The sequence below is a fragment of the Leifsonia sp. McL0627 genome, assembly GCF_058244615.1.
The window spans coordinates 926538-946810 of the sequence record NZ_JBZCGM010000003.1 but is presented as its reverse complement, the minus strand read 5'-3'; the positions used below and the strand labels follow the sequence as shown (position 1 = coordinate 946810).

21 protein-coding genes are annotated in these 20273 nt (G+C 67.2%); 8 read left to right on the top strand and 13 right to left on the bottom strand.

Features of this window, described 5'->3' with window-relative positions; all coding sequences use genetic code 11:
• Positions 1-55: 55 nt before the first annotated feature.
• Both AC37TH_RS12755 and AC37TH_RS12750 read left to right on the top strand, forming a co-directional pair.
• Positions 56-1285: a DUF349 domain-containing protein gene (locus tag AC37TH_RS12755; protein WP_490764712.1), complete on the top strand. Its 1230-nt coding sequence runs from the start codon at positions 56-58 to the stop codon at positions 1283-1285.
• Between the two features lie 95 nt (positions 1286-1380).
• A complete protein-coding gene (locus tag AC37TH_RS12750; RefSeq protein WP_490764711.1) occupies positions 1381-1950 on the top strand; it encodes a type IV toxin-antitoxin system AbiEi family antitoxin in 570 nt (189 codons plus the stop codon).
• On the opposite strand, the gene AC37TH_RS12745 is transcribed toward AC37TH_RS12750, so the two are convergent.
• The 11 genes from AC37TH_RS12745 to pdxS form a co-directional block, all read right to left on the bottom strand.
• Positions 1937-4189 (bottom strand): RelA/SpoT family protein, encoded by a 2253-nt coding sequence (locus AC37TH_RS12745; protein ID WP_490764710.1) that lies wholly within the window; start codon positions 4187-4189, stop codon positions 1937-1939. The two genes, AC37TH_RS12750 and AC37TH_RS12745, sit on opposite strands and share 14 nt — an antisense overlap.
• A 69-nt stretch (positions 4190-4258) precedes the next feature.
• A complete protein-coding gene (locus AC37TH_RS12740; protein ID WP_490764709.1) occupies positions 4259-4612 on the bottom strand; it encodes a rhodanese-like domain-containing protein in 354 nt (117 codons plus the stop codon).
• Positions 4613-4621: 9 nt separating this feature from the next.
• Positions 4622-5638, bottom strand: coding sequence for a protein translocase subunit SecF (secF, locus tag AC37TH_RS12735; RefSeq protein ID WP_490764708.1), 1017 nt, complete (start codon positions 5636-5638; stop codon positions 4622-4624).
• On the bottom strand, positions 5638-7386 hold the full coding sequence (gene secD, locus AC37TH_RS12730; RefSeq protein WP_490764707.1) for a protein translocase subunit SecD: 1749 nt from the start codon (positions 7384-7386) through the stop codon (positions 5638-5640). Before secD ends, secF begins: the two co-directional genes overlap by 1 nt.
• Before the next feature lie 69 nt (positions 7387-7455).
• Positions 7456-7863 carry a preprotein translocase subunit YajC gene (gene yajC / locus AC37TH_RS12725; RefSeq protein WP_490764706.1) on the bottom strand — a complete coding sequence of 136 codons (408 nt, stop codon included), beginning with the start codon at positions 7861-7863 and terminating at the stop codon, positions 7456-7458.
• A gap of 57 nt (positions 7864-7920) precedes the next feature.
• A complete protein-coding gene (gene ruvB, locus AC37TH_RS12720; protein WP_490764705.1) occupies positions 7921-8961 on the bottom strand; it encodes a Holliday junction branch migration DNA helicase RuvB in 1041 nt (346 codons plus the stop codon).
• On the bottom strand, positions 8958-9605 hold the full coding sequence (gene ruvA / locus AC37TH_RS12715) for a Holliday junction branch migration protein RuvA (protein WP_490764704.1): 648 nt from the start codon (positions 9603-9605) through the stop codon (positions 8958-8960). Before ruvA ends, ruvB begins: the two co-directional genes overlap by 4 nt.
• Positions 9602-10195, bottom strand: a complete 594-nt coding sequence (ruvC, locus tag AC37TH_RS12710; protein WP_490765112.1) for a crossover junction endodeoxyribonuclease RuvC — start codon at positions 10193-10195, stop codon at positions 9602-9604. The genes ruvA and ruvC overlap by 4 nt, the downstream gene beginning before the upstream one ends.
• A 15-nt stretch (positions 10196-10210) precedes the next feature.
• Positions 10211-10972, bottom strand: a complete 762-nt coding sequence (locus AC37TH_RS12705; RefSeq protein ID WP_490764703.1) for a YebC/PmpR family DNA-binding transcriptional regulator — start codon at positions 10970-10972, stop codon at positions 10211-10213.
• Positions 10973-11092: 120 nt separating this feature from the next.
• Positions 11093-11701: a pyridoxal 5'-phosphate synthase glutaminase subunit PdxT gene (pdxT, locus tag AC37TH_RS12700; protein ID WP_490764702.1), complete on the bottom strand. Its 609-nt coding sequence runs from the start codon at positions 11699-11701 to the stop codon at positions 11093-11095.
• Positions 11691-12593, bottom strand: coding sequence for a pyridoxal 5'-phosphate synthase lyase subunit PdxS (pdxS, locus tag AC37TH_RS12695; protein WP_490764701.1), 903 nt, complete (start codon positions 12591-12593; stop codon positions 11691-11693). Before pdxS ends, pdxT begins: the two co-directional genes overlap by 11 nt.
• A gap of 87 nt (positions 12594-12680) precedes the next feature.
• On the opposite strand from pdxS, the gene AC37TH_RS12690 reads away from it, so the two are divergent.
• The 6 genes from AC37TH_RS12690 (at position 12681) to pdxY (ending at position 17478) form a co-directional block, all read left to right on the top strand.
• Positions 12681-13988 (top strand): aminotransferase class I/II-fold pyridoxal phosphate-dependent enzyme, encoded by a 1308-nt coding sequence (locus AC37TH_RS12690; RefSeq protein WP_490764700.1) that lies wholly within the window; start codon positions 12681-12683, stop codon positions 13986-13988.
• A gap of 64 nt (positions 13989-14052) precedes the next feature.
• Positions 14053-14460, top strand: coding sequence for a hypothetical protein (locus AC37TH_RS12685; protein ID WP_490764699.1), 408 nt, complete (start codon positions 14053-14055; stop codon positions 14458-14460).
• 143 nt (positions 14461-14603) lie between these two features.
• Positions 14604-15011 carry a hypothetical protein gene (locus tag AC37TH_RS12680; RefSeq protein WP_490764698.1) on the top strand — a complete coding sequence of 136 codons (408 nt, stop codon included), beginning with the start codon at positions 14604-14606 and terminating at the stop codon, positions 15009-15011.
• A gap of 106 nt (positions 15012-15117) precedes the next feature.
• Entirely contained in the window at positions 15118-16239 is a 1122-nt protein-coding gene (locus AC37TH_RS12675) for a hypothetical protein (protein ID WP_490764697.1), read from the top strand.
• Positions 16240-16242: 3 nt separating this feature from the next.
• Complete coding sequence (locus AC37TH_RS12670) at positions 16243-16614, top strand: hypothetical protein (RefSeq protein WP_490764696.1); 372 nt, start codon at positions 16243-16245, stop codon at positions 16612-16614.
• A gap of 12 nt (positions 16615-16626) precedes the next feature.
• Complete coding sequence (pdxY, locus tag AC37TH_RS12665; RefSeq protein ID WP_490764695.1) at positions 16627-17478, top strand: pyridoxal kinase PdxY; 852 nt, start codon at positions 16627-16629, stop codon at positions 17476-17478.
• A gap of 101 nt (positions 17479-17579) precedes the next feature.
• Here the strand turns inward: pdxY and AC37TH_RS12660 are convergent, their stop codons facing one another.
• Together AC37TH_RS12660 and thrS are read right to left on the bottom strand one after the other, a co-directional pair.
• Positions 17580-18236 carry an HIT family protein gene (locus AC37TH_RS12660; RefSeq protein WP_490764694.1) on the bottom strand — a complete coding sequence of 219 codons (657 nt, stop codon included), beginning with the start codon at positions 18234-18236 and terminating at the stop codon, positions 17580-17582.
• Positions 18224-20206: a threonine--tRNA ligase gene (thrS, locus tag AC37TH_RS12655; protein ID WP_490764693.1), complete on the bottom strand. Its 1983-nt coding sequence runs from the start codon at positions 20204-20206 to the stop codon at positions 18224-18226. The genes AC37TH_RS12660 and thrS overlap by 13 nt, the downstream gene beginning before the upstream one ends.
• Positions 20207-20273 lie beyond the last annotated feature (67 nt).

Genomic DNA, 20273 nt, shown 5'->3' with positions numbered 1-20273 from the left:
TTTCGCAACCGTGGGGCGTTCTGCGCCCGCACCGCACATCAGCAAGGTGAGGCTCTTGGCTACAACTGATCAGCAACCGTGGGGTCGTGTCGATGAGACCGGCACCGTCTTCGTCCGCGAAGGTGAGAGCGAGCGGGCCGTCGGCCAATACCCCGACGGAACGCCGGAGGAGGCGCTCGCCTACTTCGAGCGCAAGTTCACCGATCTCGCCGGTCAGGTGACGCTGCTCGAGCAGCGCGCCCGCCGCGGAGCCCCTGCGTCCGACATCGCCAAGGCCGTCGCCGGCCTCCGCAAAACGCTGGACGGCGCGAACGCCGTCGGCGACCTCGCATCGCTCGCCACCCGGCTGGATGCACTCGGCGGCACCGTCGAGGAGCTCACCGAGCAGCAGAGCGCCGAGGCGAAGGCCGCCGTCGAGCAGGCCGTCGCCGAGCGCACCTCAATCGTCGAGGAGGCTGAGGCCCTGGCGGCAGAAGACCCCGCCCGCACGCAGTGGAAGCAGACGACCGCAGCGCTCGAAACGCTGTTCGCCCGCTGGCAGAGCCACCAGCACGACGGCCCGCGCATCCCCAAGAACGAGGCCAACGAGCTGTGGAAGCGTTTCCGCGCTGCCCGCTCCACGATCGAGCACAACCGCAAGGCGTTCTTCGCCGACCTCGACAACCAGCACCGCGACGTCCGCGCACGTAAGACCGCGCTGATCGAGCAGGCAGAGGCCCTCATCCCGCGCGGCGCGGACGGTGTGCCGGAGTACCGCCAGCTGCTCGATCAATGGAAGCTCGCCGGCCGTGCAGGTAAGCGCAACGACGACGCCCTGTGGGCCAAGTTCAAGGCCGCGGGCGATGCCATCTACTCGGCCAAGGCCGAGGTCGACGCGCGCGACAACGTCGAATACCAGGCGAACCTCGAACTGAAGCTCGCCATCCTCGAGGAGGCGGAGCCGCTGCTCAAGGCAACCGACCGCGAGTCAGCGCGCAACACGCTGATCTCCATCCAGCAGCGCTGGGACGAGATCGGGCGCGTCCCGCGCGAGCAGGTGCGCCCGATCGAAGACCGCCTCCGCAAGATCGAGGCCGCCGTCCGCAAGCTGGACGAAGACCACTGGGAGCGCAACAACCCAGAGAAGAAGGCCCGCTCGGAGGGCCTCGCCAGCCAGCTCAATGCCGCCATCGCCAAGCTCCAGCAGGAGCTCGACGACGCCACAGCGAGCGGAGACGCCCGCAAGGTCAAGGAGGCCCAGGAGGCCCTCGACGCGAGGAAGGTCTGGCTCGACGCACTGCAGTGATGCGCTGACCGCTCCACTTCTCCACAGGCCGCCGGATCTCCACAGATCCGGCGGCCTGTGTTCTCTCCGGTGACCTCCCACCGCAGAGTGGAGGCATGACAGCACTCCTCCCCCGCCTCCTCGGTCCCGACGTCCTCCCGCTCGCAGAACTTCTCGCGCTGTGTCTCGACGGCCAGCTCTACCGGGTGGGCGACTCGTTCGCAACGCTGGACACTCCGGAGTCCGCCGCTCTGCGCGCCGACGCCTTCTCCACCATGGCCCCGCCGTTCGTGATCGCGGACCGCGGAACGGCCGCGTGGATCCACGGAGCACGCGCGGCTCCCCCGCGCCGCCTCCAGGTCTGCGTGGACTCCGGCAGTCGTGGGGGGCGGATCCCGCCGGCGCTCGACAGCAGACAGTGCACGTTCGTCCGCGGCGACGTGGTCCAGCTCGGGACGTCCCGTGTCACGTCACCCGCGCGCACGGCCATCGACCTGCTCTGCGCAGACGGCCGATTCCCTCCGGATTCGGCCGCCCAGGTGCAGTACCTGCTCGGTGTCGCCGGTGTCCCGCTGTCGGCCATCACCGCCAGGATGCGCGCGGCGCCGCGCACGAGCGCCCGCCGCTTCCTGGCGCGGGCCGACCAGCTCACTGCCCGTGCTGCAAGCGTTCTCAGCCCGCGCTGACCCGATACACGTCGTAGACGGCGTCGATGCGGCGCACGGCGTTCAGCACGCGGTCGAGGTGGGTGGTGTCCCCCATCTCGAACACGAACCTGCTGAGCGCGAGGCGGTTGCTCGACGTCGTCACCGTGGCGGAAAGGATATTCACATGATGCTCGGAAAGCACGCGCGTCACATCGGAGAGCAGTCCGGCGCGGTCGAGCGCTTCCACCTGGATCTGCACCAGGAACACGCTCTTCGAGCTCGGCGCCCACTCCACGTCGATCATGCGATCGGGCTCCTGCATCAGCGACTGCACGTTGTGGCAGTTCGACTGGTGCACCGAGACACCGGCGCCGCGCGTGATGAATCCCACGATCGGGTCGCCGGGCACCGGCGTGCAACACTTCGCGAGCTTGACCAGGATGTCGGGCGCGCCACGCACGAGCACGCCGGAGTCGCTGTCGCGGAGCTTGCGCGAACGTCCCTTGACAGGGAGGTCCATGTCCCCGCCGTCGGACTCCGCCTCGGTCTGCACAGACGCGACGATCTTCTCGATCACCGATTGCGTGGAGACGTGCCCCTCGCCCACGGCCGCATACAGCGACGAGACGTCGTCGTACTTCAGCAGCGACGCCACCTCGATCAACGAGTCCTGCGACATCAGCTTCTGCAGCGGCAGGTTCTGTTTGCGCATCGCACGGGCGATCGCATCCTTGCCCTGCTCGATCGCCTCGTCGCGGCGTTCCTTGGTGAACCACTGACGGATCTTGTTGCGGGCGCGGGGGCTCTTGACGAAGTTGAGCCAGTCCTGGCTCGGTCCGGAGTCCGGGTTCTTCGAGGTGAAGACCTCGACCACGTCTCCAGTGGTCAGAGCGCTCTCCAATGGCACCAGGCGGCCGTTGACCTTCGCCCCCATCGTACGGTGGCCGACCTCGGTGTGCACGGCGTAAGCGAAGTCGACGGGGGTGGCACCGGCCGGCAGACCGATCACGCGGCCCTTCGGGGTGAACACGTAGACCTCTTTGGCGCCGATCTCGAACCGCAGGGAGTCGAGGAACTCGCTCGGGTCGGCCGTCTCGGCCTGCCAGTCGGAGATGTGGGCGAGCCAGGCGAGGTCGGTGTCCGACCGTGCCGGACCTCCCGAGCTCTTGCCGGTGGTCTGCTCCTTGTACTTCCAGTGCGCCGCGACACCGAGCTCCGCACGCTGGTGCATCTCCTCCGTGCGGATCTGGATCTCGACCGGACGACCCTCCGGGCCGACAACGGTGGTGTGCAGCGACTGGTACAGGTTGAACTTGGGGGTGGCGATGTAATCCTTGAACCGCCCGGGCATCGGCGTCCACCTGGCGTGGATCTGGCCGAGCACCGCGTAACAGTCGCGCACCGAGTTGACCAGGATGCGGATGCCGACCAGGTCGTAGATCTCGTCGAACTCGCGGCCGCGCACCACCATCTTCTGGTAGATGGAGTAGTACTGCTTCGGCCGGCCGACCACCTTGCCGCGGATCTTCGCGGCCTTGAGGTCGTCGTTGATCGCGTCGATGACCTGCTGCACCAGACGCTCGCGCTCGGGTGTGCGCTGCCGCACCAGGCTCTCGATCTCCGCGTACAGCTTCGGGTAGAGCACCGCGAACGAGAGGTCTTCGAGTTCCCACTTGATGGTCTGGATGCCGAGGCGGTGCGCGAGCGGCGCGTAGATCTCCAGCGTCTCGGTGGCCTTGCGCGTGGCGGAGGCGGCGGGAACGAAGCCCCAGGTGCGCGCGTTGTGAAGTCGGTCGGCCAACTTGATGATCAGGACGCGGATGTCTTTCGACATCGCGACGATCATCTTGCGGACCGTCTCCGCCTGTGCGCTGTCGCCGTACTTGACCTTGTCGAGCTTGGTGACGCCGTCGACGAGCATGGCGATCTCATCGCCGAACGCGTCCCGCAACTCGTCGAGCGTGTACTCGGTGTCCTCGACCGTGTCGTGCAGCAGCGCCGCAGCGATGGTCTTGGCGCCGATGCCCAGATCGGCGAGGATCTGCGCGACGGCCACCGGATGCGTGATGTACGGCTCACCGGAGCGGCGCTTCTGCCCCGAGTGGGCGCGCTCCGCGACGGCGTACGCGCGCTCGATCAGCGAGAGGTCGGCCTTCGGGTGGTGCAGGCGCACCGTGCGGATCAGCGTGTCGACGGCTCCGGCCGGCTGTGCCCGCGAGAAGATGCGCGGCACGAGGCGGCGCAGCGAAGCGGCCTGTGGTGTCGAAGTATCAACCATGTGCACGCCTCCTGTCGTCCATTATCGCCGTCATCGCGCCCTGCTTTGACACAGGGCCGATTCCGGAGGTCAGGCGACCGCCCCTGGCGAGCCGTCGTCGCGCACCACGGGCGCTCCGCTCGCCTGCCAGGCGAACATCCCGCCGGTCACGTTGGCCGTGGGATAGTCCGCACGGTTCAACGCGTCGGTCACGAGTCGCGAGCGGCCCCCGGAGAGACAGACCACCAGAATCTGCTGGTCTTCCGGAAGCTCATGCTGGCGGGACTCGATCTCGTACAACGGGATGTGGTGAGCGGCGGGCGCGTGCCCGGCCTCCCACTCGTGCACCTCACGGACATCGAGCAGCCAGGCCGAACCCGACTCGACGAGCTCGTGCGCGCGCGCGGCGCTCACCTCGTCTTCCGACAGATAAGAACCGCTCACACTCTCCTGCTATTCCGCCGCGACCGGCACGGCTTCGGGCTTGGACGCCTTCGGACGGATGGAGAGCACCTTCTGGTCGTGCTTGCGCACCGCTGCATCGCCCTCGCGGAACTGCGAGTACATCGGCGCGGCCAGGAAGATGGTCGAGTACGTTCCCACGACGATGCCGATGAGCAGCGCGAGCGAGATGTCGCGCAGCGTGTCTGCACCGAGCCAGAACGCACCGATGAAGAGGATCGACGCCACCGGGAGCACAGCGACCACGGCCGTGTTGATCGAGCGCACGAGCGTCTGGTTGACCGCGAGGTTGACCGATTCCGCGAACGTGCGTCTGGTGAGGTCGAACTCCTCCTTGGTGTTCTCCCGCACCTTGTCGAACACCACGACGGTGTCGTAGAGCGAGTAACCGAGGATCGTCAGGAAGCCGATCATGGTCGCCGGCGAGATCTCGAACCCGACGAGCGCGTAGATGCCCGCCGTGATGATGAGGTCGTGGAACAGCGAGATGATCGCGGACGCCGACATCTTCCAGGTGCGGAAGTACAGCGCCATCGCGATGAACGCGAGCAGCAGGAACACCACGAGACCCTGAATGGACTGTTGCGTCACAACAGCGCCCCACGATGGACCGATGAACGTGGAGGCGACCTCGGTGACCGGAACGTCGTACGCCTTCGCGAGGGCGTCGGCGACCTCCTTGGTCTGCCCTTCGGACAGCTGGTCGGTCTGGACGCGCACTGCGTCGCTGCCGACGGAGCTGACGTGGGCGACGGCGTTCGGGACGACGCTGGTCAGCGCCTCCTGGGCCTTCGCCTGGTCGGTGGACTGCACGTTCGTCACCGTGAACTGCGAACCGCCGCGGAACTCGATGCTGAAGTTGAATCCGCCCTTGACCACGGGGATCAGGATGGCGATCACGACCATCACGGCCGCGATCGTGTACCAGATCTTGCGCTTACCGACGAAGTCGAACGAGCGCGCTCCCGTGTAGAGGTCGTTTCCGAACTTGGTGAGACGGCTGGCCATCAGGAGTCCTTCCCCTCGGTCGAGCGATCCGAGGACGCCGATGCTGACGACGACGCGGAGGCGCTGGCCAGTTCGGCGGCCTTGCGCTCGGCGATCGTCTGGCGGCGGGCCGCCTCCTTGCCGCTCGAGGCGGCCTTGCCTGCGCTCACACTGACCGCCGGCTTGCGGAACTGGGCTGCGCCGCGGTACACGGCGCCCAGCGCCTGCGGGTCGAGGCCCGAGAGCTTGTGACCCGTGTTGAAGAACTTGGTGCGTGCGAGCAGCTGGAGCGTCGGGTGCGTGAAGAGCAGCACGACGATCACGTCGATGACGGTCGTGAGACCGAGAGTGAACGCGAAGCCGCGGACGTTGGCGGCAGCCAGCACGTAGAGCACGATGGCGGCGAGCAGGTTGGTGGCCTTCGACGCGTAGATCGTGCGGCGTGCACGGAACCAGCCGGCTTCGACGGCAGACTCCAACCCCCTCCCGTCTCGCAACTCGTCACGTATTCGTTCGAAGTAGACGATGAACGAGTCGGCTGTGAATCCGATCGCGACGATCAGACCCGCCACACCTGCCAACGACAGTCGGTAGTCATAGTGCCAGGAGAGAAGCGAGATGGTCAGCAGCGTGAGCAGCGCGGCCACCGCGAGAGAGGTGATCGTGACGAGCCCGAGCAGGCGGTACTGGAAGAAGGTGTAGATGGCGACGAGCAGGAGGCCGATCGCGCCGGCGATCAGGCCGCTCATCAGCTGGGTGGAACCCAGCGTGGCAGAGATCGTGTCCTGGCTCTGCACCTTGAAGCTGAACGGCAGGGCACCGAACTTGAGCTGGTCGGCCAGGGCTTTGGCCGACGCCTCGGTGAAGTTTCCGGTGATCTGCGGGCGGCCGTCGGTGATGACCGCGTTGGTGGTCGGTGCGGAGATGACCTTGCCGTCGAGGACGATCGCGAACTGGTTCTGCGCGCCCTGCAGGCCGTTGAGGCGGGTGGTCACATCGGCGAACGCCTTGGTGCCCGCCCCGTTGAAGATGATGTTGACGGCCCACTGGCCGGTGCTCACACCACTCGAGCTCTGGGAGAGCCCGCTGTTCGCGTCCGAGATGTCCTGACCCTTGACCTCGACAGGGCCGAGGAGGTACTTGACCGTTTTGGCGTCGTCACAGGTGATCAGTGGCTTGTCCGTCGGCGCCTGGTTGACGTTCTCCAGGTTGGCCGTGGTGCACGAGAAAGCGTCGAACTGCGCCTGGAGCTCCGGGGTGACCCAGGCCAGGTCGCTGCCGTTCGTCGGTTTGGTGGACGGCGTCGACTGCAGACCGGGCGCCGGACTCGGCGCTGGCGTCGACTTGCCGTCTGCTCCGACGACCTCGTTGGTCGGGCCGCTGGTGGCGAGCACCGCACGGAAGTCGAGGCGGGCGCTGGCCTTGACGCGGTCGAGCGTGGCCTGGTCGGGTGTGCCCGGCAGCGACACCACGATGTTCCGCGATCCCTCGGTGGAGATCTGCGCCTCGGAGACGCCGGACGCGTCGATGCGCTGGCGGATGATCGACACAGCCTGGTCGAGCTGCTGCTGCTGGACGGTCTGACCGTTCTCGACCTGCGGGGCGAGGATGATCTGCGTTCCGCCCTCCAGGTCGAGGGCGAGCTTGGGCAGCCAGGTGGCATTGCCCCAGATGACGCCGGCGGTGAGCACTCCGAGGAGCACCACCACGATGACGCCAAGCCAACTCAACGAACGCCAGGCTTTTTTGACCGGAGTCGACTTTGCCACCTAGGAACTCAGCTTTCTACGCGCGCGACGACGCCGGCGTGGCGCCGTCGCACAAAGGGGTTGAACGGATCAGTCGTCGGTCTTCGAGCCGGGCTTCTTGGAGGCGTCTTCGACGCGCTCACCGAACTCGGGCTCGGAAAGAGGGATGGCGTGGTCTTCGTTGAGCTGCGGCTCGATCGAGGTCTGCTCCTCGGCGACAGGCTCGGTGGCCGTCGGCTCGACGACGCGGGCGAGCACCTGGCGGTGCACCTTGAGGATGGTGCCGGGGCTGGTCTCGACGAGGGCCGTGTTGTCGTCTTCGTTGACGGAGAGCAGCGTGCCGTAGAGGCCGAAGTTGGTCATGACCTCCGCGCCGGGGACCATCTTCGAACGCGTCTCAGCCTGATCCTTCTGGCGCTTGCGGCTGTTGCGGAACATGAAGAAGATGAGTGCCGCCAGGATGACGACCATCACAATGGTTAACGGGTCAATGGGCATGAAGTCTGCCGAACCTTTCGGTGGAGTTTGTGGGGATGGCCGAGAGGCCAGCTTGAATTATATGTCATCTATCAGTGATGGTTGCTGTGAGACTCCTAGCTGGGGGCTGGAGAGTCCGAAGTGACGCCACGCCGCCGGAGTCGCGACCCGCCCTCTGGGGGTGCGGGAGAGCAGTCCGATGCGCACGAGGAACGGCTCGACGACCGACTCGATCGTCTCCGACTCCTCCCCCACGGACACGGCCAGCGTGTTGAGACCGACCGGCCCTCCGTCGAATCGCTCGAGGATGGCGGTGAGGACGGCACGGTCTAGGCGGTCGAGCCCCAGCGCATCCACGTCGTAGAGGTCGAGGGCGGCGCGGACGGCGTTCACGTCGGCGTCGCTTCCGTGCACGAGCGCGTAGTCGCGCACCCGGCGCAGCAAGCGGTTGGCGATGCGCGGCGTTCCCCGGCAGCGGCCGGCGATCTCGGCGAGTGCCTCCTTGTCGACGGCGAAGTCGAGCATGACGGCCGCCCTGGTGAGCACCTGGGTGAGCTCTGCCTCGTCGTAGAACTCCAGGTGCGCCGTGAAGCCGAAGCGGTCGCGCAGCGGATTCGGGAGCAGACCGGAGCGCGTCGTGGCGCCGACCAGGGTGAACGGGGCGAGGTCGAGCGGGATGGACGTCGCGCCAGCCCCCTTGCCGACCATGATGTCGATCCGGAAGTCCTCCATCGCGAGATAGAGCATCTCCTCCGCCGAGCGCGCCATGCGGTGGATCTCGTCGATGAAGAGCACCTCCCCCGGCGTCAGCGACGACAGCAGGGCGGCGAGGTCTCCCGCGTGCTGGATGGCCGGGCCGCTCGACATGCGCAGCGGACGCTCGCTCTCGTGCGCGACGATCATCGCGAGGGTCGTCTTGCCGAGCCCTGGGGGGCCGGCCAGCAGGATGTGGTCGGCCGTGCGGTCCTGCATCTTGGCCGCGGTGAGCAGCAGCTGCAGCTGACCGCGCACCTTGGCCTGACCGACGAACTCTGCGAGCGACCGGGGACGCAGGGCGCCCTCGAAGGCCAGCTCGGACTCGGACTCCAGCTCGGGGGCCGTCAGGTCGTCGTCGCTCATGATCCGCCCTTCCCCCGCTGCGCCGGCGCACCGGTGTGGGCGGCGGGGCCGAGCCTGGCGAGCGTGAGCCGCAGCAGGGTCTGAACGCTGTCGCGCTCCTTCTCGTCTGTGTCAGCGACGACCTCGGCGACGGCCTCGGCCGCCACCCTCTCCTGCCAGCCGAGCCCGACGAGAGCCACCAGCACACTGTCGCCGACTGACGATGGCGCTCCCGGCTTCCGGACGGCGGCCGGTGTCCGATGCACCACGGCCAGCTTGCCCGCGAGCTGCACGACGATGAGCTTGGCCGTCTTGGGTCCGATGCCGGACACCTTGCGGAACGGGGCGTCGTCGTCGGCGGCGACCGCCTCGGCGACCTGATCGGGCGAGAGCACCGCGAGCACCCCGATGGCCGACTTCGGGCCGACGCCGGACACGCCGGTCAGCAGTTCGAACACCTGGAGCTGTTCCACGTCGGCGAACCCGAAAAGCTGCAGGGAGTCTTCACGGACGATGAGGGTGGTGTGGACGAACGCTTCGTCGCCGATGCGGAGGGACAGCACGTGGTCGGGGGTCAGCTGCACGGAGAAGCCGACGCCGCCGACCTCGATCACGGCCGTGCCGCCTGCCGCATGGAGCACCGCGCCGCGGAGGGAGGAAATCACTTGGCCAGCCTACGGGGCACCGCCGACGCCCTGCTGGAGCGCTCCGCGGCGCGCCACGCGGCCTGCGCCGGCGTGAGCGACCCGGCGTCCGCATCCCCTGCCGTGGTCGGCGCGGCCGGAGCGCCCCTCCACGCGTGGCAGATCGCGATGGCCAGCGCGTCCGCGGCGTCCGCGGGCTTCGGCACCTCCGCCAGCCCCAGGATGCGCGCGACCATCGCCTGCACCTGCCGCTTGTCCGCTGCGCCGTACCCCGTGATCGCCGCCTTGACCTCGGACGGGGTGTGCAGCGCGACCGGCAGGCCGCGCTTGGCCGCCGCGTGAAGCGCGACGCCGCTCACCTGGGCGACGCCCATCACCGTGCGCAGGTTCTGCTGCGCGAACACGCGCTCGATCGCCACGGCGGAGGGCCGGTGGGTGTCGAGAAGCCGTTCGAGACCGTCACCCACCGCCAGCAGCCGCTGTTCGAGCGGCATGGTCGGTGGGGTGCGGATCACGACGACCTCGACGAGCGTGGCCGTGCGGTCCGGCCGCACATCCACGATCCCGACGCCGCAGCGGGTCAGGCCGGGGTCGATGCCGAGTACGCGCACCGACATCGCCGGACGCTACTCGTCTTCGCCGAGCTCGGCCTGGACCTCGGGGGTGAGGTCGAGGTTGGTGTAGACGTTCTGCACGTCTTCCGAATCCTCCAGCGCGTCGATCAGCCGGAACACCTTGCGTGCGGTCTCCGCATCGGCCTCGACGTTCACCGTGGCGACGAACTCGACGTCGGCGGAGTCGTAGTCGATCCCGGCCTCCTGCAGGGCGGTACGTGCACCGACCATGTCGGTCGCCTCGGTCACGACCTCGAAGGACTCTCCACGGTCGGTGACCTCTTCAGCACCGGCGTCGAGGACGGCCGTGAGTACGTCGTCCTCTGTGATGCCGTCGGCGTGCGCGACGACGATGACGCCCTTGCGGTGGAAGTTGTACGCGACGCTGCCGGGGTCGGCCATGGTGCCGCCGTTGCGCGTCATCGCCGTGCGGACCTCGGCGGCCGCGCGGTTCTTGTTGTCGGTCAGGCACTCGATGAGGAGCGCGACGCCGTTCGGGCCGTATCCCTCATACATGATCGTCGAGTAGTCGATCGACTCACCGGTGAGCCCGGCGCCGCGCTTGACGGCGCGATCGATGTTGTCGTTGGGGACCGAGGTCTTCTTGGCCTTCTGGATGGCGTCGACGAGCGTCGGGTTGCCGGAGAGGTCGGCGCCGCCCATCTTGGCGGCCACCTCGATGTTCTTGATGAGCTTGGCGAACGACTTGGCGCGGCGTGCGTCGATGACCGCCTTCTTGTGCTTGGTCGTTGCCCACTTGGAATGCCCGGACACTGGTGCTCCCTCAGTTACGTCTAAAGATCCTGACCATTGTAGGACGACGGGCCGCCCTGTCCCCGCACGACGCCCGCTACGGCTGCAACTCGCCCGGAGTCGCCGCGCAGCACGATCAGCTCACGCCGCACGCACCGCGTGCTCGTCGACCTTGCTCAGGAAGTACGCGTGGAAGCGGGTGTCGCCGGTGATCTCCGGGTGGAACGACGTGCCGAGGAGGTTGCCCTGCTCGACGGCGACGACCCGGCCGTCCGCCAGCGTGGCGAGCGGAGTCGCCCTCTCCCCCACGCTCTCCACGATCGGAGCCCGGATGAACACCGCGTGCATCGGCTCTCCGCCGATGGCCGGGATGTCCAGGTCGGTCTCGAACGAGTCGAGCTGCGAGCCGAAGGCGTTGCGGCGCACGGACACGTCCAGGCCGCCGAGGCTCTGCTGGTCGCGGATACCGTCGAGCACCCTGTCCGCCAGCATGATCAGCCCGGCACAGGTGCCGTAGACCGGTAGGCCGCCCGCGATGGCGTCCTTCAACGGCTCGGCGAGCCCGAACGTGCGGGACAGCTTGTCCATCACGCTCGACTCCCCGCCGGGGATGACCAGCCCGCCGACCGAGGCCAGTTCGGCCGGGCGACGGACGGGAACGGCGTCGGCGCCCAGACCCCGCAGGATCGCGATGTGCTCGCGGAAATCGCCCTGCAGGGCCAGGACGCCGACAGGCGTGCTACCAGCCACGCTCGGCGAGGCGGTGCGGCGCGGCCAGGTCGGACACGTTGATGCCGACCATCGCCTCTCCGAGCCCGCGGGACACCTCGGCGATGACAGAGGGGTCGTCGTAGAAGGTGGTGGCCTTGACGATCGCGGCGGCGCGCTGCTGCGGGTTGCCGGACTTGAAGATGCCGGAGCCGACGAACACGCCGTCCGCGCCGAGCTGCATCATCATCGCTGCGTCCGCCGGGGTGGCGACGCCACCAGCGGTGAAGAGCACGACGGGAAGCTTTCCGGTCTCGGCGATCTCGGCGACGAGCTCGTACGGCGCCTGCAGTTCCTTGGCGGCGACGTACAGTTCGTCCCTGCTCATGGAGCTGAGCGCTGCGATCTCCGACTTGATCTTGCGGATGTGCTTGGTCGCCTCGGAGACGTCGCCGGTTCCGGCCTCGCCCTTCGAGCGGATCATCGCGGCACCCTCGTTGATGCGGCGGAGCGCCTCACCCAGGTTGGTCGCGCCGCAGACGAAGGGGACGGTGAAGCCCCACTTGTCGATGTGGTTGACGTAGTCGGCCGGGCTCAGCACCTCGGACTCGTCGATGTAGTCGACGTCGAGAGCCTGCAGCACCTGCGCCTCGACGAAGTGGCCGATGCGGGCCTTCGCCATGACCGGGATGGACACCTCGGCGATGATCGCCTCGATCAGGTCGGGGTCGCTCATCCTGGCGACGCCGCCCTGCGAGCGGATGTCGGCGGGGACGCGCTCGAGCGCCATGACGGCGACGGCGCCGGCATCCTCGGCGATGCGCGCCTGCTCGGGGGTGACGACGTCCATGATGACGCCGCCCTTCAGCATTTCAGCCAGGCCCCGCTTGACCCGGTTCGATCCGGTGGCGGCTCCATTGTCCGTGTCAGCCATCGTGGTCCTCTCGTCTGGAACTAAGTAATGTTTGACCTATGCCAAACGATAGCACCAGCGTTCAGGCTCACTAAACTCGGGAACGTCATGGAACAGATCATCACAGGCACGACGGCGGCGGAGATCGCCGACAGTGTGCGCGCCCTGCACGAGCGCGGCGAACTGCGGACAGGGGATGCACTCCCTCCCGTCCGCGAACTCGCGACGATCCTCGGCGTCAACCGCAACACCGCCGTCGCCGCGTACCGTCTGCTCGCGCAGGCGGGCGTCGTGGTCGCCCGCGGCAGAGCTGGGACTGTCGTGGCAGGACACGAGGCCGTCGCCCAGGAGGGCTACGCGGCCGATACCGTCCTCCGCGACGTCGGGACGGGCAACCCGGATGCGCAGCGCATCCCGGACCCGAGCCTGGCGCTGGCCAGGGCGGCCGGCCGGCCGGTGCTGTACGGGGAACCGGTGATCGACCCGGCTCTCGAACGCCACGCGCTCGCCTGGGCAGGCGCGGATCTCCCCGGCGTCGACCTCCGGATCACCGTCACCAGCGGCGCCGTCGACGCGGTCGAACGATTGCTCGCCCAGGCGCTGCTGCGCGACGACGCTGTCGCGCTCGAAGACCCGTGCTTCCTCGCGAGCATCCACACGGTGCGGCTCGGCGGCTACCGGGCGATCCCGGTGCCCGTCGACGACGAGGGGATGACCGTCGACGGGCTGCGCGCGGCGCTCGACGCCGGCGTCCGGGCGATCATCAGCACCCCGCGCGCCCAGAATCCGACGGGGACGACACTCACACCACGCAGGGCGGAGGCGCTGCGCGCACTGCTCGCCGCGCATCCATACGTGCTGGTCATCGAGGACGACCACTTCTCGATGCTCTCCCGACTGCCATACGAGACGCTCATCGGCCCCGGCCACCGTCGCTTCGCGCTCGTGCGCTCGGTGTCCAAGTTCCTCGGACCGGACATGTGCCTGGCCATCGCGGCGACCGACCCGGAGACGGCGGAGCGCCTCTCGCTCCGGCTCAGCCCCGGCACGACCTGGGTGAGCCACCTGCTGCAACGGCTCGTGCTCGCACAGCTCACCGACGACACCGTGCTGGCCCAGATCGCCGACGCCGGACGGCACTACGCCGATCGCAACACGGCTTTCGCCGCGCTCCTCGCCGAACGTGGCCTGCACGCGTCGGCGGACGACGGCCTCAACGTCTGGGTCGAGCTGCCCGTCGAAGCGAAGCTCGTCGCCGAACGCCTGATGCGGCGCGGCTGGCTCGCGCGCACCGGCGACGAGTTCCAGCTCACCGAGCGCGCCGGCCCGTCGCACCACCTTCGGCTGACGGTGCACGACCTCACCGCGGAGGAGACGGAGCGGCTGGTCGGGGACCTGGCGGACGCGGCCGTCTGAGCGAACCATTCTCCTTTATATTTTGTATTGGCATTTCCGTTACTAAAACGGTAACGTTTCGCCCATGGCGCACCATGCGAGCACTCGCGTTGGAGCCCTGCTCATCGCAATCGTGGTCGCCGTCGGCGCCTGTGTCGGCCTCGGTGGATGCTCGCTATTCGGGGTCGTCAAGGCGAAACAGATGCAGGCAAATCTGGCGAATCAGCGAAAAGTCGCAGTGAAACTGGTGAAGGACTACCCCAATCCCGAGTTGGAGACGATCGCGTTCACCGACGGGGGCCGCGTGAGCGGTTCGGGGTCATGGGCAGCCAATGCAGTCATCACGGTTGCGGGAACGGATTACTTCGGGACCCTCGGGACCCTCTTGTCCATCGGCGATGCCTTGCCTGCGATTGAATCGGACGCGAAAGCTGGTCCAGTGACCCTGATCTACAGTGACGGCACGTCCGACTTGCTGAATGGCCACGGATGACACGTCCCCGAAGCGGGTGTGGCGTCAATGGTCGACAACGCGGCCGAAAGCGGCAGTCACGCACCCAACACCTTCCCCCGAAACACAGTGAGTCGCCGCGCAGGCATTGTAATTCTTGTTACTGAAACGGTAATGTTTCACAAATGGCGCAGCAAGCTAATCGTGGGGGCAGAGCGATACTCGCCGCCATCGCGATCATCGTCGGCGTCTGTGTCGGCCTCAGTGGTTGCTCGCTGCCCGGACTTGAGAGGGCGAAACAGATGCAGGCAAATCTGGCGAATCAGCGAAAAGTGGCAGAGAAGTTCGTGAAGAACTATCCCAACCCTGAGCTGGAGGCGATCGCATTCACCAATAGGGGCAGTGTTGATGGTTCTGGTTCGTGGGGAGCCAACGCTGTCATCACTGTGGCGGGAACGAGGTACAACGGGATCCTCGGGACCTTCATGTCTAGCGGAGACGCATTGCCACCCGTTGGACCAGAAGCGAAGCCTGGAGCAGTGACCCTCATTTACAGTGACGGGACGTCAGAGGTACTCCATGAACTCGGATGAAGACTTCGCCCACCTGGCAAAGGCGCCATATGACGCAGATCCGCTTTGGCGCCAGCCTCCCTCCACAAAGGGAACTACATTTCCTCAGGAGAATCCGCGCTACGTCGTGATTTCCGACCCGGTGAGCGATCCGGTGACGGGTCTCCAGGCCATTGTGGCAGCGCCGCTGGTGGACGGGCTTCCGGATTTCTCCCAGGTGTACGTGTCGTTCGCAGGGACGAATCCGGGTCACCATGCGGACATCAGCGCGGATGCGCAGCTTGTGATCGGCGGAGAGATCGCCTCTGCGACGCAGGCCGGTCAGGCTCTGGCGTTTGCCGAGAAGGTGCAGGCGGAGGTGCGGGCACAGCATCCGAACGCGGCGTTCTCCACGGTCGGGCATTCGCTGGGCGGCTACCTCGCGCTGTATGTCGCGGGTGAACTGCACTGGTCGGCGACGACGTTCAACGCGCCCGATCCCTTTTCGGCGATGTCTCCGGAGGCGCAGGCGTGGCTGCTGGAGCGGATCGCCGCGGGCGAGAACCCGTTGTGCAACTATGTGAACGAGTGGGATGTGGTCGGCAACTTCAGCGGGAACGGCACCGGTGCCGCCGTCTATGTTGCGGGTGACACCGGGCTGGCCGCCATGGACTATCACAACCTCGAAACGGGTTTCCAGTTCGACGCCGATGGCTCGATCAGGGGCGCCGGAGTCGCTGGTAGGTCCACGTTGGAGATCAGCGAGAACCTGTTGAGCGGGATGCCGGAAAACCTGCGCGCTGTCCCCGCCGCCGCACTGACCGGACTCCTGACCCTGTTCCAGGACCCGGCCATCGGCGCGTCGGTCGGGCGGGCTGTGTCCGCCGTCCTGGTGGCGGTGGACACCGTGGCGGCCGCTGCACTCGCCTCCACGATCCTCCGAACGAACGAACTGCTGACCAAGGTCAAGGAGACCAACAGCGGGCTGATCCCGCAGATGCAGCTCGACCTCGACGAGGCCAAACGCGCCGCGTTCGACCTGCCGTACATCACCGAGGCGGACATCGAGAACTGCGTGGCTGCCCACCGGCTCCAGGTGCACCACAACATCGACGAGGACGCCGTCGCCGCCGTGAACCGGCGCATCGACGACCACAGCGACACCGTGCAGAAACTCTTCGCCGGGATCAGCACCGCCATTCAGAACGCCGCCGACCAGGACAAGCAGTGGGCGTCGATCTACAGCCAACCCACCCAGAAAGCGAAGTGACGCATGTCCGACTACGGATCGAACAACGCCAACCTCGCGTACAAGAACCTGGCAGACCTGATCGACGGGATCGGACAAGGTCTCCACGACGTCCCGAGCCAGATCGACGAGCTCGTGCACGAGGCAGCCGTCCAGCTCTTGAACGCGCTTCTCCCGGCGATCGTCCACGGCAGGAATGCCGTCACACGTTCCACCCGCTGGGCCGCCGTGGAAGCCACCACCGTCGAGGTCTCCCTCAATCTGGGCGGGGCGACTTTCAGCAACACGGTCCTCGCCGGTCTGGTCGCCGAACAGGTCGAAGCTCGGCCTCAACCGCATCACGTCGGACCTCGACTACACGCACGGTGTGAACAGCATCACCTGACGGGAATCTGAGAGGATCGAGGGATGAAGATCCTCTCCATCCAGTCGGCGGTGGCGTACGGCCACGTCGGCAACTCCGCAGCCGTCTTCCCGCTCCAGCGCATCGGTGTGGAGGTGCTCCCCGTCTACACGGTGAACTTCTCCAACCACACCGGATACGGCGCGTGGCGCGGACCGATGATCGCGCCGGACGACGTGCGCGAGGTCATCACCGGCATCGAGGAGCGCGGGGTGCTCGGCCAGATCGACGCCGTGCTGTCCGGCTACCAGGGCGGCGAGGGCATCGGCGACGTCATCATCGACGCCGTCGCCCGCGTCAAGGCCGCCAACCCGGATGCGCTATACGCCTGCGACCCGGTGATGGGCAATGCCACCTCCGGCTGCTTCGTCGCACCGGCCATCCCTGACCTGCTGCGCGACCGTGTCGTGCCGGTCGCCGACATCATCACGCCGAACCAGTTCGAGCTCGGCTACCTCACCGGCACGACGCCGGACACCCTGGAGTCCACCCTGGCGTCGGTCGACGCGGCGCGCGCGATGGGTCCGGACACGGTGCTCGTGACGAGCGTCGAACGACCGGACCGTCCAGCGGACACCATCGAAATGCTCGCCGTCGACGGCAGCGGAGCGTGGATCGTGCAGACCCCGCGCCTGCCGATGAAGGCGAACGGTTCCGGCGATGTCACCGCGGCCCTGTTCACGGCGCACTACATCCGCGACCGGGATGCGGAGTCCGCGCTCCGCAAGACCGTATCGAGCGTCTACGACCTGCTGGCCCGCACGCTCGAATCCGGCGAACGGGAGCTGCAGCTGGTCGAGTCGCAGGAGTTCTACGCGCACCCGCGCGAGCAGTTCGCGGTCACCCGCGTGCGCTGAGAGGCCGCAGAACGCGAGTGAGCCCGCACCGGATCGGCGCGGGCTCACGTGTGGCGTCTGGGTCTCTTTTGGTGTCTGGGCCTCGTGCGGCGCCTGGGTCGCTACTCGGTCGGCCAGGCGTCCGCGATGGCCGTCCGCACCTCACCGAGGAGCTGCGGGAGCGCTTTCGTCTTGGCGATGATCGGGAGGAAGTTCGCATCCTGGGCCCAGCGGGGCACGATGTGCTGGTGCAGGTGGGCGGCGATCCCGGCCCCCGCGATGGCGCCCTGGTTCATCCCGAGGTTGAAGCCGTCGTTCTTGGACACCTGCCGGATGACCCGCATCGCCGTCTGGGTGATGCTGCCGATCTCGGCGACCTCCTCCGGCGTCGCCTCGTCGTACTGGGCGATGTGGCGGTACGGGCAGACCAGCAGATGACCGCTGTTGTACGGGAACAGGTTGAGCAGCGCATACGCGTGCTTCCCGCGCGCGACGATCAGCGCATCTTCGTCGCTCATGCTCGGCGCGACGCAGAACGGGCAATCGTCTTTGTCCGGCTGCTGGCCGTGCTGGATGTAGACCATCCGGTGCGGCGTCCAGAGCCGCTGGAACTCGTCGGGTACGCCGACGAGGTAGCCGGGGTCGTCGATGCGGACCCCGGCCTCCCCTGCGCTCACGCCCGATGCGCCCATCCCCGATGCGCCGATTCCGGATGCGGTTCCCTGGTCGGAACCCGCGCCCCCGGCGTCGGCGTAGTCGTCGAGGCTCAGTCGAGCCATGCGGTGTCGACCTGCTCGTGCTTCGCGATCGCCGAGGTGATTCGATCGATCGCCTCGTCGACGGTGACGCCGTTGCGCTGCGTGCCATCGCGGAAGCGGAAGCTGACCGTCCCAGCCGATGCGTCCTCCTCGCCGACGATCAGCTGGAACGGCACCTTGGCCTTGGTATGCGTACGGATCTTCTTCTGCATCCGGTCGTCGGAGTGGTCGACCTCGGCGCGAACGCCGCGTGCTTTGAGCCGCCCGATGACGTCGTCGAGGAACGGACCGAACTGGTCGGCGACCGGGATGCCGACGACCTGGACCGGCGACAGCCACACCGGGAACGCCCCGGCGTAGTGCTCCAGCAGGATCGCGAAGAACCGCTCGATGGAGCCGAGAAGCGCGCGGTGGATCATCGCCGGCTGCTTGCGCGTGCCGTCGGCCGCGGTGTACTCCAGCTCGAACAGCTCCGGTTGGTTGAAGTCGAGCTGCACGGTGGACAGCTGCCAGGTGCGGCCGATCGCATCCCGTGCCTGCACCGAGATCTTGGGGCCGTAGAACGCGGCCCCTCCCGGGTCGGCGACGAGCTCAAGGCCGGACTCGACGGCGACCTGCCGCAGTGTCTCCGTGGCCTGCTCCCAGCTCTCGTCGGAGCCGACGTACTTGTCCGGATCTTTAGTGGAGAGCTCCAGGTAGAAGTCGGTGAGACCGTAACCGCGGAGCGTCTCCAGCACGAACTCGAGCTGGCGCGCGACCTCGTCCTTGATCTGCTCGTCGGTGACGTAGATGTGCGCGTCGTCCTGGGTGAGCCCGCGCACGCGGGTGAGGCCGGAGAGCGTTCCGCTCTTCTCGTAGCGGTACACGGTGCCGAACTCGGCCAGCCGCAGCGGGAGCTCGCGGTAGCTGCGGCCCCTCGCCCGGTAGATGAGGTTGTGCATCGGGCAGTTCATCGGCTTCAGGTAGTAGTCCTGGCCCTGGCGGGTGACATGGCCCTCCGCATCCACCTCTTCGTCCAGGTGCATGGCGGGGAACATCCCGTCTTTGTACCAGTTGAGGTGCTGGCTGATCTCGTAGAGCCGGCCCTTGGTGATGTGCGGGGTGTTGACGAGTTCGTAGTCGTTCGCGATGAGACGCTCACGCATGAAGTTTTCGATCTCGTTGCGGATGATGCCGCCCTTGGGGTGGAACACCGCCAGCCCGGACCCGATCTCCTCGGGGAAGCTGAACAGGTCGAGCTCCGAGCCGAGCTTGCGGTGGTCGCGCTTGGCGGCCTCCTCCATGCGGGTCTGGTATGCGCGCAGTTCGTCTTTGGTCGGCCAGGCGGTGCCGTAGACGCGCTGCAGCTGCTTGTTCTTCTCGTTGCCGCGCCAGTATGCGGCGGCGACTCGGGTGAGCGACCAACCGTTGCCGATCATCCGGGTGTTGGGCAGGTGCGGCCCGCGGCAGAGGTCTTTCCAGACGGTCTCCCCCGACTTCGGGTCGACGTTGTCGTAGATGGTGAGCTCTGCCCCGCCGACCTCGACGCTCTCGCTCTCGTCGAACGCGGCGGTGTCGCCGTGGACGACGCCGCCCTTGAGGCCGATCAGCTCCAGCTTGTACGGCTCGTTTGCGAGCTCGGCGCGCGCCTCGTCGTCCGTGACGACTCTGCGCACGAAACGCTGGCCGGCGCGGACGATGCGCGACATCTCCTTGTCGAGCGCCTTGAGGTCTTCCGGAGTGAAGGACTCTGCGACGTCGAAGTCGTAGTAGAAACCGTCGGTGATGGGCGGCCCGATGCCGAGCTTCGCCTCCGGGTTGACCGCCTGTACGGCCTGCGCGAGCACGTGCGCGGTGGAATGCCGCAGGATGTTCAGCCCGTCTGGGGAGTCGATGGTCACCGGTTCGACGGTGTCCGTGGTCGTGACCTGCGTTGCGAGATCTTTCAGCTCGCCGTTGACGCGCATTGCGACAACGGAACGGTCGGTGAAGAGCTCGAAGCCGTCAGCCACCTTTTCCACTCCTTGGGTCGTATGAATCGGAACCCTTCAACCTTAGTGCGCGCGGGGTGGGCGTCTT

Coding starts and splice junctions, on each gene's coding strand:
- ruvB (WP_490764705.1), bottom strand. CDS start 8,961: ATGAGCGACGACGACCTGACGGCCCCCGAGCTGGAGTCCGAGTCCGAG.
- AC37TH_RS12680 (WP_490764698.1), top strand. CDS start 14,604: ATGGCGCAGCAAGCTAATCGTGGGGGCAGAGCGATACTCGCCGCCATC.
- AC37TH_RS12750 (WP_490764711.1), top strand. CDS start 1,381: ATGACAGCACTCCTCCCCCGCCTCCTCGGTCCCGACGTCCTCCCGCTC.
- AC37TH_RS12745 (WP_490764710.1), bottom strand. CDS start 4,189: ATGGTTGATACTTCGACACCACAGGCCGCTTCGCTGCGCCGCCTCGTG.
- AC37TH_RS12670 (WP_490764696.1), top strand. CDS start 16,243: ATGTCCGACTACGGATCGAACAACGCCAACCTCGCGTACAAGAACCTG.
- secF (WP_490764708.1), bottom strand. CDS start 5,638: ATGGCCAGCCGTCTCACCAAGTTCGGAAACGACCTCTACACGGGAGCG.
- AC37TH_RS12685 (WP_490764699.1), top strand. CDS start 14,053: ATGGCGCACCATGCGAGCACTCGCGTTGGAGCCCTGCTCATCGCAATC.
- pdxS (WP_490764701.1), bottom strand. CDS start 12,593: ATGGCTGACACGGACAATGGAGCCGCCACCGGATCGAACCGGGTCAAG.
- pdxY (WP_490764695.1), top strand. CDS start 16,627: ATGAAGATCCTCTCCATCCAGTCGGCGGTGGCGTACGGCCACGTCGGC.
- AC37TH_RS12690 (WP_490764700.1), top strand. CDS start 12,681: ATGGAACAGATCATCACAGGCACGACGGCGGCGGAGATCGCCGACAGT.
- yajC (WP_490764706.1), bottom strand. CDS start 7,863: ATGCCCATTGACCCGTTAACCATTGTGATGGTCGTCATCCTGGCGGCA.
- AC37TH_RS12660 (WP_490764694.1), bottom strand. CDS start 18,236: ATGGCTCGACTGAGCCTCGACGACTACGCCGACGCCGGGGGCGCGGGT.